General features: G+C 66.7%; 11 protein-coding genes and 1 tRNA gene. 5 read left to right on the top strand and 7 right to left on the bottom strand.

Going from position 1 to position 14,659, the window contains the following annotated elements; translation table 11 throughout:
• Positions 1-138 precede the first annotated feature (138 nt).
• Positions 139-783: a bifunctional 4-hydroxy-2-oxoglutarate aldolase/2-dehydro-3-deoxy-phosphogluconate aldolase gene (eda, locus tag J1C47_RS00700; protein WP_207348793.1), complete on the top strand. Its 645-nt coding sequence runs from the start codon at positions 139-141 to the stop codon at positions 781-783.
• A gap of 22 nt (positions 784-805) precedes the next feature.
• Here the strand turns inward: eda and J1C47_RS00695 are convergent, their stop codons facing one another.
• A complete protein-coding gene (locus tag J1C47_RS00695; RefSeq protein WP_207348792.1) occupies positions 806-2,494 on the bottom strand; it encodes a B12-binding domain-containing radical SAM protein in 1,689 nt (562 codons plus the stop codon).
• Between the two features lie 195 nt (positions 2,495-2,689).
• Here J1C47_RS00695 and J1C47_RS00690 point away from each other — a divergent pair.
• Positions 2,690-2,764: transfer RNA gene (locus tag J1C47_RS00690), tRNA-Gly, on the top strand.
• Positions 2,765-3,170: 406 nt separating this feature from the next.
• Positions 3,171-3,632: a hypothetical protein gene (locus J1C47_RS00685; RefSeq protein ID WP_207348791.1), complete on the top strand. Its 462-nt coding sequence runs from the start codon at positions 3,171-3,173 to the stop codon at positions 3,630-3,632.
• Positions 3,633-3,705: 73 nt separating this feature from the next.
• On the opposite strand, the gene J1C47_RS00680 is transcribed toward J1C47_RS00685, so the two are convergent.
• The 6 genes from J1C47_RS00680 to J1C47_RS00655 all read right to left on the bottom strand — a co-directional run bounded on the left by J1C47_RS00680 (position 3,706) and on the right by J1C47_RS00655 (position 10,244).
• Positions 3,706-4,713, bottom strand: coding sequence for an ABC transporter ATP-binding protein (locus J1C47_RS00680; protein ID WP_342591902.1), 1,008 nt, complete (start codon positions 4,711-4,713; stop codon positions 3,706-3,708).
• Positions 4,706-5,725 (bottom strand): ABC transporter ATP-binding protein, encoded by a 1,020-nt coding sequence (locus tag J1C47_RS00675; protein ID WP_207348789.1) that lies wholly within the window; start codon positions 5,723-5,725, stop codon positions 4,706-4,708. The genes J1C47_RS00680 and J1C47_RS00675 overlap by 8 nt, the downstream gene beginning before the upstream one ends.
• 238 nt (positions 5,726-5,963) lie before the next feature.
• Positions 5,964-6,254, bottom strand: a complete 291-nt coding sequence (locus tag J1C47_RS00670) for a GIY-YIG nuclease family protein (RefSeq protein ID WP_207348788.1) — start codon at positions 6,252-6,254, stop codon at positions 5,964-5,966.
• Positions 6,255-6,708: 454 nt separating this feature from the next.
• On the bottom strand, positions 6,709-7,632 hold the full coding sequence (locus tag J1C47_RS00665; RefSeq protein WP_207348787.1) for an ABC transporter permease: 924 nt from the start codon (positions 7,630-7,632) through the stop codon (positions 6,709-6,711).
• On the bottom strand, positions 7,629-8,552 hold the full coding sequence (locus tag J1C47_RS00660) for an ABC transporter permease subunit (RefSeq protein WP_207348786.1): 924 nt from the start codon (positions 8,550-8,552) through the stop codon (positions 7,629-7,631). Before J1C47_RS00660 ends, J1C47_RS00665 begins: the two co-directional genes overlap by 4 nt.
• Before the next feature lie 102 nt (positions 8,553-8,654).
• Complete coding sequence (locus J1C47_RS00655) at positions 8,655-10,244, bottom strand: peptide ABC transporter substrate-binding protein (protein ID WP_207348785.1); 1,590 nt, start codon at positions 10,242-10,244, stop codon at positions 8,655-8,657.
• A 586-nt stretch (positions 10,245-10,830) separates the two neighbouring features.
• On the opposite strand from J1C47_RS00655, the gene J1C47_RS00650 reads away from it, so the two are divergent.
• Entirely contained in the window at positions 10,831-12,744 is a 1,914-nt protein-coding gene (locus J1C47_RS00650; protein WP_207348784.1) for an ABC transporter ATP-binding protein, read from the top strand.
• Positions 12,741-14,642: an ABC transporter ATP-binding protein gene (locus J1C47_RS00645; protein ID WP_207348783.1), complete on the top strand. Its 1,902-nt coding sequence runs from the start codon at positions 12,741-12,743 to the stop codon at positions 14,640-14,642. The genes J1C47_RS00650 and J1C47_RS00645 overlap by 4 nt, the downstream gene beginning before the upstream one ends.
• The last annotated feature ends 17 nt before the right edge of the window (positions 14,643-14,659 follow it).

Here is a 14,659-nt window from a genome sequence, read left to right as displayed (position 1 = left end):
GCATCCGGCGAGGCGAACCCGCGAAAGCCGCTCGCGGAGGCTCACTCCCGGGCGGTTTTTCCCGATAGCCGCTTTTCAGCGCGAGGCGCGATGGTCTAAGCATCCGCGCAAACAACGCTGTCGGAGCGAGCCACCGCCATGAGCCAGGACAAAAGACGTCTCCTGAAGATCCTGACCGCCCAACCGGTCGTGCCGGTCGTCGCGGTGGAAAGCGCGGAAGAGGGCGTGTCGCTCGCCAAGTCGCTCGCCGCCGGCGGCATCCGCTCGATCGAGGTGACGCTGCGCACCCCGGCGGCGCTCGAGGCGATCAGGGCGATCGTCGCTGAAGTGCCGGACATGGTCTGCGGCGCCGGGACGATCCTCACCACCAAGCAGTTCGAGGCGGCCGAGAAGGCCGGCGCCGAGTTCATCGTCTCGCCGGGCGCGACGGTGGAGATTCTCGACGCCGCGCGCGGCAGCGACGTGCCGCTCCTGCCGGGCTCGGCGACGCCGAGCGAGATGATGGCGATGCTGCAGGAAGGCTACGAGGTGCTGAAGTTCTTCCCGGCCGAGCAGATCGGCGGGGCGGCGCTGCTGAAGTCGATCGCCCCCGTCATGCCTGCCCTGAAGTTCTGCCCGACCGGCGGGATCTCGCCGAAGAACGTCAGGGACTATCTCGACCTGCCGAACGTCCTGTGCGTCGGCGGCTCGTGGCTCGCCCCGAAGGACAAGGTCGCCGCCGGCGACTGGTCGGGCATCACCGCCCTCGCGCGGGAGGCGGCGGCCCTCAAGCCGGCCGCCTGAGGCCGGGAACAGCCTGCCGCGCTCAGCCGGCGAGGCGGATCGGTTCCGCCATCGTCGCCAGCGCCCCGCCGATCGGCGCCAGCATCGCCTCGTAGCCGACGCCGTGGCGCTCGGCCATCGACCGCCACCAGTCGTTGGTGGCGAAGACCTCGAGCGCGCTCGCCGCATGCCGGACGGCCTCGTGCGCCTCGCCGCGCGCCTGATGGCACAGGGCGAGATAGAGGTGGCCGAAGGCGTGGTCCGGATATTTCGCAACGACGTTCCGCATATAGTGGATCGCGACGTCGTAGCGGCCGATCTTCATCGTGTGGTTCTCGATGAAGTTGACGCGCAGCTGGGTCTCGTAGGCGAAGGCCTCGAGCTTCTCGGGATCGACGCCCGGGGCGCGGATCACCGCCTTGGTGACGACGAAGTCGTCGTTGTTGGGCCGCTCGATGTAGCCGTTGTCGACGCAGATGTCGTAGAGCCGGCTGCCGTAGATCGGGATCGCCAGATAGACGTGCACCCAGTCGAAGCCGTTCTCGATCAGCATCGCGACGGTCTCCTCGCGATGCTCGTCCTCTTCGCCCGGCAGGCCGAGCACGATGAAGACGTGCGAGCGCACGTCGTGCTTGCGCAGCGCCTCGACGGCGGGTCGGATCAGCTTCTTCTTCAGCGGCTTCTTGATGATGTGGTTGAGCACGTGGTCGGAGCCGGATTCGACGGCGAGCGCCACCGCCGACACGCCGGCGCGCGAGAACAGCGCGGCGACCTCGTCGTCGATCGCATAGACCGCGACGCCGTTCGGGAACTCGCAGCGGATGCCGAGCTCGGCGACGGCCGCAAGCAGCCGCTTGGCGCGCTCCTTGTCGTGAAAGAAGTGATCGTCTTCGATCATCAGCACCGTCATGCCGTAGTCGTCGCGCATGCGGGTGACGTCGGCGACCACCCGCTCGACCGACATGAAGCGCACGTCGCGGCCGTGCAGCGACGGGTTGGAGCAGAAGACGCAGAGGAACGGGCAGCCGCGCGAGGTGTGGATCGCCATCTCGCGCTTCGGCTGGTCGGTGTAGCGCTTGTCGATGCCGCGGTTGTTGTAGTTGTCGAGGTTCAGCATCGCGTAGTTCATCGGCGGAATGTCGTCGAGGTCGGCGATGAAGCTGTGGCCCGGCATCTTGCCGGCGGCGACGCCCTCGCGGGTGATCCACGAACGGTGCGAGACGAGAAGCGCCGAAGGGTCTTCGGCGTCGATGAGGTCCTTCAGCGGCAGTTCGCCCTCGCCCTTGCAGATCGCGTCGAGGTCGGGGCAGCGCTCCAGCATCATCTGGTAGGCCGCCGACGGCAGGCCGCCGCCGGCGAGCGTGACGATCGCCGGGTCGTGGTCCTTCACCGCCTTCGCCAGCGCCTGGACGTAGCCGAAGGAGGAGTTGAACAGCGCCGAGATGCCGACGAAATCCGGCGCGAAGGCGGCGAGCGCCGCCTGGATTTCCGCCCGGAACACCGCTTCGTAGGAGGCGACGGACCGCTCGTCGAGCAGCCGCTTCAGCGTGACGTTGAGGTCGACCAGCCGGATTTCGGCGAGGTTCTCGGCATGCTTCGTCAGATAGGCTTCCATCGACAGGATGCCGTAGGGGATCGTGAAGGCCGGCAGCACGGCCGCCCGCGACCGGTCGAGATAGTCGGCGGCGTTGAAGTAGGGCGGGATGACGAAGAGAAGCTTCTTCATGGGCATGGGCAGCTGGGTCCTGTCCGCTTGCTCGCGTGGCATTCGAGAAAGACCCATAGGCCGGCTTGCTTTCTCTGGCCTGTCTTCGGCCTGGGACCGGGTGCCTGCCCGTCCATCGCCACGGGGCGAGGCGCGGCGACGGCCGGCCGCCACCGAATTCGCTTGACGGGCCCGGCCGCCGGCGGCAATGTCCGCGGCGCTGCGGGTGTAGTTCAGTGGTAGAACGCAAGCTTCCCAAGCTTGATGTCGTGGGTTCGATCCCCATCGCCCGCTCCAGCCGCTCTTCACGACGCGAAATCGACCCGGACGGCGTTCCGACGGGCGGCGTCCGTTGGCAATGATCGGCGGCGCTCCGCCGGCTCCGCTTGGTCCGTCCGAGGCTTCGTCCTGCCGTCGCGGGTCGGCCTCCGGCGCTTGCGCGGTCCTTCCGTTCCCCGGTCGCCGCCTTGCACGGCGCACGACGTCGAGCCAGCGCCCGCCGGCGAGATGCCGGGCCGCCGCCGCGGTCCTTGGTCTCCGATGGCGGATTTCGGTGGCGCGGACCTGCCTTTCATGCTCAAACTGTCGCAACGACAACTTTTGGCCGGTCAGGTATTTTCCGATGGATTTCAGGCGCGTGAAATCTCTGCTGCTGGCATTGCCGCTGATCCTTGTCGCGGGTCAGGCTTCGGCCGAAACCAGCATGTATGCGTTCAATCGTGTGCCGGACATCGGCGGCATCATGATGAACCAGGGAAAGATGTTCGCCGTCCTCGGCTATTCGTCCGACTCCGGCAATGCCCTCAACACCTACAAGAAGCTGGTTCCGTTGTCCTTTGGCGGCAAGAATGCCTGCAAGAGCATGAACATCGCGGAGATCGGCGTGTTCTGGACGACGAACTCCTGCGTCAGGGTGAAGAAGTTCGGTGCGACGGATTTCGAGATCAGGGTAGTCTCGAAGTTCAAGTACAAGAACGAAAGACCGGAGGACTGGGAGTTCCTCAAGAGCGAGGATTTCGTCCGCCAGCGCGACATCACCATCCGCGTCGCCCTCAACAAGGCGTCCTGCAGCGCCGTCGTGACGCGTCGGACCTATGTCCCGCTGGACAAGAAGACCGTCGTCGCGTCGCGGACCGGGCCGATCGGATGCGCGCTGGTCCGCTGAGGCCGCCGCGCGGCGGGCGCCGCGAGGAAGAGCCGGCTTCCGGCTGAGGAACGGCCTTCCACTCCCTCCGGGCTCAGGCGACGGCCGTTCCCTCGGCGCGGACTTCCTCCCAGAACAGACAGGCGGCCCGGTGATCCGCGCCGACCGTAAAGAGCGGAGGCGGCGCCTCGGCGCAGACGTCGCGCGCGATCGGGCACCGGGTGCGGAAGGCGCAGCCGGACGGCGGATTGATCGGTGAGGGCGGGTCGCCCTCGAGCGCGGTCCTGGCCCGGCTGCGGGCGATTTTCGGATCCGGGATCGGCGCGGCCGAGAGAAGCGCCCTGGTGTAGGGGTGGCCGGGATTCTGGAAAACCTCGCGGCGTGGCCCGATCTCGACGATCCGCCCGAGATAGAGGACGAGGATCCGGTCCGAGACGAGGCGGACAACCGACAAATCGTGACTGATGAAGATCAGCGTCAGCCCCATGCGCTGCTTGAGGCTTTTCAGGAGATTGACGATCTGCGCCTGGATCGAGACGTCGAGCGCCGACACCGGTTCGTCGCAGACGATCAGCTTCGGTTCCGTCACGATCGCCCGGGCGATGCCGATGCGCTGTGCCTGGCCGCCCGAGAATTCGTGCGGATAGCGGTTGATCATCTGCGGCGCGAGGCCGACTTCCTCCATCACCTTCTCCACCCGCCGGCGGCGTTCGCCACGGCCGAGGGAGGGTTCGGCGACCTTCAGCGGCTCCTCGATGATCTTGCCGACGTTCATGCGCGGATCGAGCGAGGCGACGGGGTCCTGGAAGATGATCGAGAGGTCGCGCCGCGCCTTCCGCATCTCCGTGTCCGAGAGCTCGGTCAGGTTTCGCCCCTGCCAGACGATCCGTCCGGCGGTCGGCTCGATCAGCCGCAGGAGAGAGCGGCCGAGGGTCGACTTGCCGCAGCCGGATTCTCCGACGATACCGAGCGTCTCGCCCTCGTCGAGGGTGAACGACACGTCGCTGACGGCCTTCAGCTCGACCGGCTTCGCGAACAGGCTTCGGCCCCTCAATTCGAAGACGGTGGAGAGGTTTTCGATCGATAGAAGCGTTTCAGGCACCGGCGGTCTCCGTTCTCGGCGCCGGGCCGCCGGCCGCATCGTCGACGAAGGGGAACCAGCATGCCGCCCGGCGGCCAGGTTCCACGGCCTCGAGTGGCGGCCGCTCGCGCCGGCACCTGTCCTCGGCGAAGCGGCAGCGCGGGTGGAACGCGCAGCCCGTCGGCGGGTGGATGAGGTCCGGCGGCCTGCCGCCGATCGGCTCGACCGCCTCGGCCTCCCGGTCGACCCGCGGGATCGAGCGGATGAGGGCGGCGGTATAGGGCATCGCCGGCCGGGCGAAGAGCTGGTCGACGCCCGCCTCCTCGACGATCCGGCCGGCATACATCACCACCACCTTGTCGGCGATGCCGGCGACGACGCCGAGATCGTGGGTGATCAGCACGAGGGCGGTGCCGGCCTCGCTGGTCAGGTCCCGGAAGAGATCGAGGATCTGCGCCTGGATGGTGACGTCGAGCGCCGTCGTCGGCTCGTCGGCGACGATCAGCTTCGGCCGGCACAGAAGCGCCATGGCGATGACGACACGCTGGCGCATGCCGCCGGAAAGCTCGTGCGGATACTGGTCGATGCGCCGCTCGGCCTCGGGAATGCCGACCTTCTTCAGCATCTTCAGCGCTTCCGCCTCGGCCGCGCGCCGCTTCACCCGCTTGTGGACCGTCAGCGTCTCGGCAAGCTGGTGCTTGATCTTCATCGCCGGGTTGAGCGCCGTCATCGGATCCTGGAAGACCATCGCCATGTGGTCGCCGCGCACCGTGTCGAGCTCCTTTTGACTCATCGCGAGAAGATCGCGGCCCTCGAAAACGGCTTCGCCCGACGTTTCGGCATTGCGGGCGAGGAGACCGAAGACGCCGTTGAAGGTCTGGCTCTTGCCGGAGCCGGATTCGCCGACGACGGCGACGGTCTCGCCCGGCGCCACCGTGAGGTCGAGGCCGTTGACGGCCTTCACCGTGCCGTCCGGCGTGGCGAAGCGGATGGCGTAGTCGGAAAGGGCGAGGAGCGGGGCGGGGGTCGTCATCTTGCGCTTCGCGCCGTTCGCCGCACCGAGGCTTCAAAAAGCCCACAGCACGCAAGCTTCGTCATCCCGGCCTTGAGCCGGGATCCATGCCAAGCCGCTGAACGCAGGCGGATCGGCTCACGATGGAGCAACTGCCTGAAGCGAGGCGCCCGATATAGACGGTTCGGAATGGATCCCGGCTCAAGGCCGGGATGACGAGCTGCCATGAATGCGGCTTCTTCCGTTACGGACGGATCAGTCACCATCCCATGCCTCGATAAAGCTCGTTCCAATCCGGATTCATTGCCTCGATCAATTCGATCTTCCATTGCCGGCGCCATCGCTTGATCGACTTCTCACGCGTGATCGCGTCGCGGATGTCGTAGTGTTCCTCGTACCAGACGAGGCGGGTGCAGTTGTGTTTGGCCGAAAATCCGCGGGGATAGGCGTGGATCTTGTGCTCGTAGACGCGCTGAGACAGGTCGCTGGTGACCCCGACATAGAGCGTGCCGTGCTTCTTGTTGGCCATGATGTAGACATGTCCGGCCACGCGCGGCGATACCTCCGACGTTCGTCATCCCGGGCTTGATCCGGGATGCATGCCAAATCGTTGAACGAGCGAGCCTCGTCGTCAATGCTTTCGGCAACTTGTGCGGTTTGGAATGGATCCCGGCTCGGGGGCCGGGATGACAAGGCGGAATTGCGGCGGCTTGCTATCGAAGCGCCGGCGCCGAAAGCGGTCGCGGCTTGCGGCTCTTCGCTACTTGTGCAGAAGGGGCGCCGGCTCTCCTCCAAGTCGTCATCCCGGGCTTGACCCGGGATCCATTCCAAATCGTCGAACGAGCGAGCCTCGCCGTCAATGCTGTCGGCGGCGTTGGCGGTTTGGAATGGATCCCGGCTCGGGGGCCGGGATGACGAAGCGAACATGCCATGGCCAATCGCCGAAGCTCCTGCACCGAGGGACGCCGCCCCGATTTCGACATTTGGAGAGGGGTGCAGAGGCATCACCGGTCCTTCGGGTCGAAGGCGTCGCGCAGGCCGTCGCCGATGAAGGCGAGGGCGAGCAGCATGGTCACGAGCACGCCGCCTGGAAACAGCAGCAGCCAGTCGGCGGCGCCGAGCGCGTCGGTCCCCTCCGAGATCAGCGTGCCGAGCGAGGTCAGCGGTTCCTGCACGCCGAAGCCGAGATAGGACAGGAAGCTCTCGGTGATGACGATCTCCGGCACGGTGAGCGAGGCGTAGATCACCACCGGGCCGAGGAGGTTCGGCACGATGTGGCGCAGGATGATCGGAAAGGTCGCAACGCCGGCGGCCCGCGCGGCCTCGACGAACTCCTTTTCCTTCAGGGACAGGGTCTGGCCGCGGACGATCCGGGCCATGGTAAGCCATTCGAGAAGGCCGATCGCCGCAAACAGCAGGAAGACGTTCCGCCCGAACATCACCATCAGGAGGATGACGAAGAGGATGTAGGGAAGCGCATACATGACGTCGACGAAGCGCATCATCGCCGAATCGACCCGGCCGCCGACGAAGCCGGACACCGCCCCGTAGAGGACGCCGACCACCACCGACACGGTGGTGGCGATGACGGCGACGAGCAGCGAGACGCGCGTGCCGTAGAGGACGCGGGCGAGAAGGTCGCGGCCGTTCTGGTCGGTGCCGAAATAGTGGCCGGTCTCGAGCGACGGCGGCGCGGTGAAGGCGTTCCAGTCGGGCGTCTCGTAGTCGTAGGGGATGAGATAGGGGCCGACGATAGCCGCAAGGACGATCAGGGCGAAGACGACCAGCGCCGTCATCGCCGCCTTGTTCGCCTTGAGACGGCGGAGCGCGTCGCGGGTGACGGAGCGCGGCTTGCCGCGGGGCATTTCCGCGTCACGCTCCGCAAACGCCTCTTCCAGCGCCCGGCGCTTGTCCGCGTAGAGGGTCATCGCTGCCGCACCTTCGGATCGAGCCAGGCATAGGCGAGGTCGACGAGAAGGTTCAGGAGAACGATCAGCGCCATGTAGAAGATCACCGTGCCGAGCACCATGCCGTAGTCGCGGTTGAGCGCGGCGTTGACGAAGTAGCGGCCGATGCCGGGAATGCCGAAGATCTGTTCGACGACGATCGAGCCGGTGAGGAGATAGCCGGCGGCCGGACCGAGATAGGAGACGACCGGCGTCAGCGCCGGTCGCAGCGCGTGCTTCAGCACCACCCGCCGGCGCCCGATGCCCTTCGCCGTCGCGGTCTTGATGAAGTTCGAATTCATCGTCTCGATCAGCGAGCCGCGCATCAGCCGGGAGATGCGGGCGATGTGGGGCAGGGCGAGCACGATCACCGGCAGGAGCAGGAAGCGCAGCGAGCCGTCGCCCCAGCCGCCGACCGGCAGCCAGCCGAGCCGGACGCCGAAGACCAGCTGCAGGATCGGCGCGACAAGGAAGTTCGGCACGACGAGCCCGGTCATGGCGATCGCCGCGATCGCCCAGTCGCCGGAGCGGTTGTGATAGAGCGCGCCGTAGATCCCGGCGATCACCCCGCCGACGATGGCGAGGAGAAAGGCCGAGCCGCCGAGGATCAGCGTGTAGGGCAGGCCGATGCCGATCTGCCGTGCGACGGTGAAATCCTTGGTGACGAAGGAAGGGCCGAGGTCGAGCTGGGCGAGACGGCCGAGATAGCGCAGGTACTGGACGATCAGCGGATCGTCGAGATGGTAGTAGGCGCGCAGGTTGGCCATGACCTCGGGCGGCAGCGCCCGTTCCTGGTCGAACGGCCCGCCCGGCGCCAGCCTGAGGACGAAGAAGCAGGCGGTGATCGCGATCAGGATGACCGGGATCGTCGAGGCCAGCCGCTTCAGGACGAAGCTCAGCATGTCAGGATCGTTTCTCTGGAAACGCCCGGGGCTCGTTGGCGGCCCCGGTGCGGTGCTTCGACGGCGGGCGGCGGCGGCCGGAAAGCCCGGCCTGGTGCCGACCTACTCGGTCATCGACAGCCAGCGCGTGCGGTGCTTGTCGAAGACGTTGTCCTCGAAGCCCTTGATCTTCGGCGAGACGATGTTCTCCGACAGGTAGAAGTAGATCGGCAGCGCCGCGTCGTCGTCGAGCGCGATCTTCTCCGCCTGTTCGAGGATGCCGGCGCGTTTTTCGAGGTCCTGCGTCGTGCTGGCCTTGTCGAGCAGCGAATTGTACTCCTCGTTCGACCAGCGGCCGTAGTTCATCTCGATCCCGGATTTCAGGAGGTCGAGGAAGTTCACGGGGTCGTTGAAGTCGGCGAGCCAGCCGGCGCGGGCGACCTGGAAGTCGCCCTGGCGCAGATTGGCGTAGTGCACCTTCACCTCGGTGTTGACGAGGCTGACGTTGATCCCGAGCGGCTTCCACATGGCGGCGATGGCCACGGCGATGCGCTTGTGATTGTCGGAGGTGTTGTAGGAGAGCGTGATGTCGAGCGGCTTGTCGGGGCCGTAGCCGGCTTGCTTCAACAGCTCCTTCGCCTTCTCCACCCGCTGCGGATAGGGGTCCTTCGCCCAGTCGAAGCGCGCGCCCTCCTCGGGGTAGTTGTTCATGCCCGGCGGCACCCAGCCGAAGGCCGCCGGCTCGCCAGAGCCGAGCACCTTCGGACCGATCACCTCGCGATAGGTCGCGAGCGACAGCGCCTCGCGCACCTTGGCGTCGTCGAAGGGCGGCTTGGAGGTGTTGAAGACGTAGTAGTAGAGCCCGGCGAAGGGCGCGAAATGGCCCTGTCCCGGCAGGTTCTCCTGGATGAACTTGAACTGGTCCTTCGGATAGTCGGTCATCAGGTCGATCTCGCCGGCCTGATAGCGGCGGAACCCGGCGGAGACGTCCTCCATCGACAGGAATCGCACGCCGTCGATGTCGAGCTTTTCCTTGCCGCCGTGCCAGTGTTCGTTCTTCGCGGTCAGGACGTGGCTGCCCGGAACCCACTCGACCGGCTTGTAGGGGCCGTCGGTGACGATGTTGCCGATCTGCACCCAGGCGTCGCCGACCTTGTCGATCAGGTGCTTCGGCACCGGATAGGCGGTGTAGTGGGTGAGGAGGCTCGGATAATAGGGGATCGGATGCTCGAGGGTGATCTCGAGCGTCTTGTCGTCGACCGCCTTCACGCCGAGCTGGTCGAGATCCTTGATCTCGCCCTTGTTGATCTTCTCGGCATTCTTGATCGGATACTGCAGATAGGCGTATTGCGCCGCGGTCTTCGGGTCCATCAGCCGCTTGAAGGCGAAGACGAAGTCCTCGGCCGTCACCGGCTCGCCGTCCGACCATGCGGCGTCGTCGCGCAGCTTGAAGGTCCAGGTCAGGCCGTCCTCGGAGGTCTTGTAGCTTTCCGCGACGCCGGGGATCGGCTTGGCCTTGGCGTCTTCGGTGAACAGGCCCTCGAAGATGTCGCCCTCGACGCGGTCCTCCCAGTCGCCGGACAGCTTGTGCGGGTCGAGCGAGGTCACGTCGCCGCCGTTGTACATGACGAGTTCCTTGGCATGGGCCGCGCCCATCGCCAGGAGGGTCGAGAGCGCGAGCGCGCTGGTGAAGGTCCGGAACGAAAAGCCCATCGATCTTGCCCCGCGGTTGGTTCGATGCATCCGAGCGTGCATTTGGAGTTGCCAATTGTTCCAATTCGCCCCCGGGTGTCCAGAGGGGATTGCCCAGGAACCGAACATGCCCACGCGTCAGTCAGCCGTTCCGCGGGTCGCGGGTTTCGGGTAAAACACGGTCGAAATTCAGCGACTTGCCTCTCGGCTTGGATCGCCGGATGTTCTGTGGACAATTTCCTCTGATCGCGGTTCGGCGCCGGCCGCCGGCGGGCGGGCGGCCGGCGCCGACTGACGCGCGTCTCGCCAGAGCCACCTGATTTTCGGCCGCTCCGGTCTTATATCTGCCGCTACCGGTCCGATGCCGGCATCAGGTACTGTCACGGGGAGACCGTTCGGCCGATGCCGGTATCGCATGGCCACTCGTCAAGTCTATGATTCGCGTGGATTTTTGGAATTCGACATTGGATCCGAGACACGCCCCGACGGGGGCTTTGATGCCGGATTCGATCCACTGAGCCGGTTCCGCGGCCACCTCATCCCGAAGGGCCACCGCAAGGTCCTGCCGGCGCGTCGCATTGCGGCGCGAAACATCAGGAATTCGTGAATGTTCTCGACATTCGAGAAACTGGTCGATCCGTTTCCGGACGAGGCGCCGCGTGCGCCTCCCTCCGGCCTGTTCGCCTTTCTGTGGTTCTTCGCGCGGCCGGTCTGGCCGCTGCTCGCCGCGATGGCCGTCTTCACCGCGGCGATCTCCGTCATCGAGGTCTCGCTCTTCGGCTTCCTCGGCTCGATCGTCGACTGGTTCGCCGAAACGCCGAAGGAGGCGCTCCTCGCCGAGCGCGGCTGGCAGCTCGCACTGATCGGCTTCGTCGTCGTCGTCGCCCTGCCGGGCCTGCAGCTCCTCGACGGCCTCGTCAGCTTCCAGGCGCTGTTCGGCAATTTTCCGATGCGCTTTCGCTACGTGATGCATCGCTGGCTGCTCGGCCACTCGCTCGGCTTCTTCCAGGACGAGTTCGCCGGGCGGGTGTCGCAGAAGCTGATGCAGACGGCACTCGCCGTGCGCGAGACGGCGACGAAGTCGATCGACGTCTTTCTCTACGTCGCGGTGTATTTCAGCGGCGTCGTGGTGCTCGCCGCCGCGTCGGACTGGAAGCTGGCGCTGCCGTTTCTCGGCTGGCTCGGCCTTTATGCCGTCATGCTGCGCTATTTCATTCCGCGGCTCGACCGGGTGGCCGAGCGGCAGGCGGATGCCCGCGCCGAGATGACCGGCCGCATCGTCGACGCCTATGCCAACGTCCAGACGGTCAAGCTCTTCGCCCACACGCGCCGCGAGGCGGACTACGCCCGGGCGTCCATGGCCGGCTTCCTGGCGACGGTCTACGGCCAGGGCCGGCTGGTCACGCTCTTCGTCACCTGTCTCCAGACGCTGAATTCGCTGTTGCTGTTCGCGGTCGGCGCCGCGGGCATCGCGCTGTGGACCAACGATCTCGTGACCGTCGGCGCCATCGCCGCATCGGTCGGGCTGGTCCTGAGGATCCACGGCATGTCGCAGTGGATCATGTGGGAGGTCTCGGGCCTCTTCGAGAACATCGGCACGATCCGCGACGGCATGGCGACGCTGCAGATCCCGCACGCCATCACCGACAGGCCGGAGGCGCCGCCGCTGGCGGTGCCGACGGGCGAGATCCGCTTCGAAAAGGTGTCGTTCCACTACGGCAAGGGCGGCGGCGTGCTGCGCGAATTCGACCTCGCCATCCGGCCGGGCGAGAAGGTCGGCCTCGTCGGCCGGTCCGGGGCGGGCAAGTCGACGATCCTCAACCTTCTGATGCGCTTTCACGACGTCGAGGCGGGGCGCATCCTGATCGACGGAACGGACATCCGCGACGTGCCGCAGGAATCGCTGCGCGAGAAAATCGGCATGGTGACACAGGATACCTCGCTGCTGCACCGCTCGATCCGCGACAACGTTCTCTACGGCCGGCCGGACGCCGGCGAGGCGGCGCTGATGCGGGCGATCGAGCGGGCGGAGGCGGGCGAGTTCGTCGGCGAGCTGCGCGACCGCGACGGCCGCACCGGGCTCGACGCCGAGGTCGGCGAGCGCGGCGTCAAGCTCTCCGGCGGCCAGCGCCAGCGCATCGCGATCGCCCGTGTCATGCTGAAGGACGCGCCGATCCTCCTGCTCGACGAGGCGACCTCGGCGCTCGATTCCGAGATCGAGGCGGCGATCGCCGAAAATCTCTACCGGCTGATGGAGGGCAAGACCGTGATCGCCGTCGCCCATCGCCTGTCGACCATCGCCGCGCTGGACCGCCTGGTGGTGCTCGACAAGGGCGCGATCGTCGAGCAGGGGAGCCACGCCGAACTCGTCGCGCGCGGCGGGCTCTATGCGCATCTCTGGTCGCGGCAGGTCGGCGGATTCCTCGCCGCCGGCGACGGCGAGGAGTCAGGTGAAAGCGACGCGCCGACGACGGGGACCGGCGCTAAGGACGAGGCGCCCAGCATGCGAGCCGCCGAATGATGGAACGTCTGCTCAAGCGTTTCGAGACCATCCTCGACCCGTTCGAGGACGCTGACGCGAAAGGCCCGGACGGCGTCTATCGCAGCGGCCATCTGGCGCCGCTGCCGGCGCAGACCAACGCCTTCATCTGGCACTTCGCCAAGCAGGCGAAGTGGCCGCTGATCGGCCTCCTGATCGTCGGCGGCCTGACCGGCGGCATCGAGGCGGTGCTGTTCACCGGCGTCGGCTGGCTGGTCGACGCGCTCAACCGCTCGACGCCCGACACCCTGCTTCGCGACCACTTCTGGCTGATCGCCGGCCTGCTCTTCGTAACGCTGGTCGGCCGGGCGCTGATCCTCTTTGCCTCATCGGTGCTGGAGGAGCAGGTGATCAGCCCGAGCTTCTACAACCGCATCCGCTGGCAGAGCTATCGCCGGCTGATGGAGCAGGCCTACACCTTCTTCCAGAACGACTTCGCCGGCCGGCTTGCCCAGAAGGTTCAGCAGGTCGGCATGGCGACCGGCGATTTCATCACCACCGTCCTCCAGACATTCTGGTCCTTCGTCACCTTCATCTTCCTGACGATCACCATCCTCGGCGCCATCGACTGGCGCATGTCGCTGGTGCTCGCCCTCTGGGTCGCCGGCTATGCGTGGATCGTCTACGCCCTCCTGCCGAAGATCCGCCGCTACGGCCGCGCCTCGGCCGATGCGCGGTCGGTGGTCTCCGGCCGCGTCGTCGACAGCTTCACCAACATCCTGTCGGTCAAGCTGTTCGATTCGTCACGGCGCGAGGACGCCTTCGTCAAGGACGGTTTCACCTATCTCGTCGACACCACCCGCCAGGCGACGCGGGCGATCACCGAGGTGCGCACCGCGGTCAACATCCTCAACGGCCTGATGATGACCGGCATCGGCGTCATCGCGGTCGTCGGATGGCAGGCCGGGGCGACGTCGGCGGGCGGCGTTGCCACCGCGCTCGGCCTCGTCCTTCGGCTCAACCAGATGTCCGGCTGGATGATGTTCAACATCAACGGCCTCGTCAGGAACTACGGCACCATCCAGGACGCCGTCGCCACCGTGACGCGGCTGCCGACGCTGGTCGATTCGCCCGAGGCGAGGCCGCTCGTCGCGACGCGCGGCGCGATCCGCTACGACGACGTCACCTTCCACTACGGCAAGGGAAGCGGCGTCATCTCCCGCCTGTCGCTCGACATCAGGCCCGGCGAGAAGGTCGGCCTCGTCGGCCGCTCCGGCGCCGGCAAGACCACCCTCGTCAACCTGCTCCTGCGGCTCTACGACCTCGAAGGCGGCCGCATCCTGATCGACGGCCAGGACATCGCCGGCGTGACGCAGGATTCGCTGCGGGCGGCGATCGGCGTCGTCACCCAGGACACCTCGCTGCTGCACCGCTCGATCCGCGACAACATCGCCTTCGGCCGTCCCGACGCCGAGGACGAGGACGTGCTGCTCGCGGCCGAGCGGGCGAATGCCGAGGGCTTCATCCCGACGCTGCGCGATCCGAAGGGGCGCACCGGCTACGCGGCCCATGTCGGCGAACGGGGCATCAAGCTTTCCGGCGGCCAGCGCCAGCGGATCGCCATCGCCCGGGTGCTTCTGAAGGACGCGCCGATCCTCGTTCTCGACGAGGCGACGTCGGCGCTCGATTCCGAGGTCGAGGCGGCGATCCAGGACAATCTCACCCGGATGATGGCGGGCAAGACGGTGATCGCCATCGCCCATCGCCTGTCCACCATCGCGGCGATGGACCGGCTGATCGTGCTCGACGAGGGCGCGATCGTCGAGGAGGGCGATCACGCGACGCTTTTGGCGATGAACGGCCTTTATGCCAGCCTGTGGCGGCGGCAGAGCGGCGGGTTCCTGTTTTCGGGCGACGCCGAAAGCGCCGCCGCGGAGTAGCGGAGCGGCGCAGCCCG

The sequence above is a fragment of the Jiella sonneratiae genome (assembly GCF_017353515.1).
Classification (GTDB): domain Bacteria; phylum Pseudomonadota; class Alphaproteobacteria; order Rhizobiales; family Rhizobiaceae; genus Jiella; species Jiella sonneratiae.
This window is presented reverse-complemented; position numbering and strand designations above follow the sequence as displayed.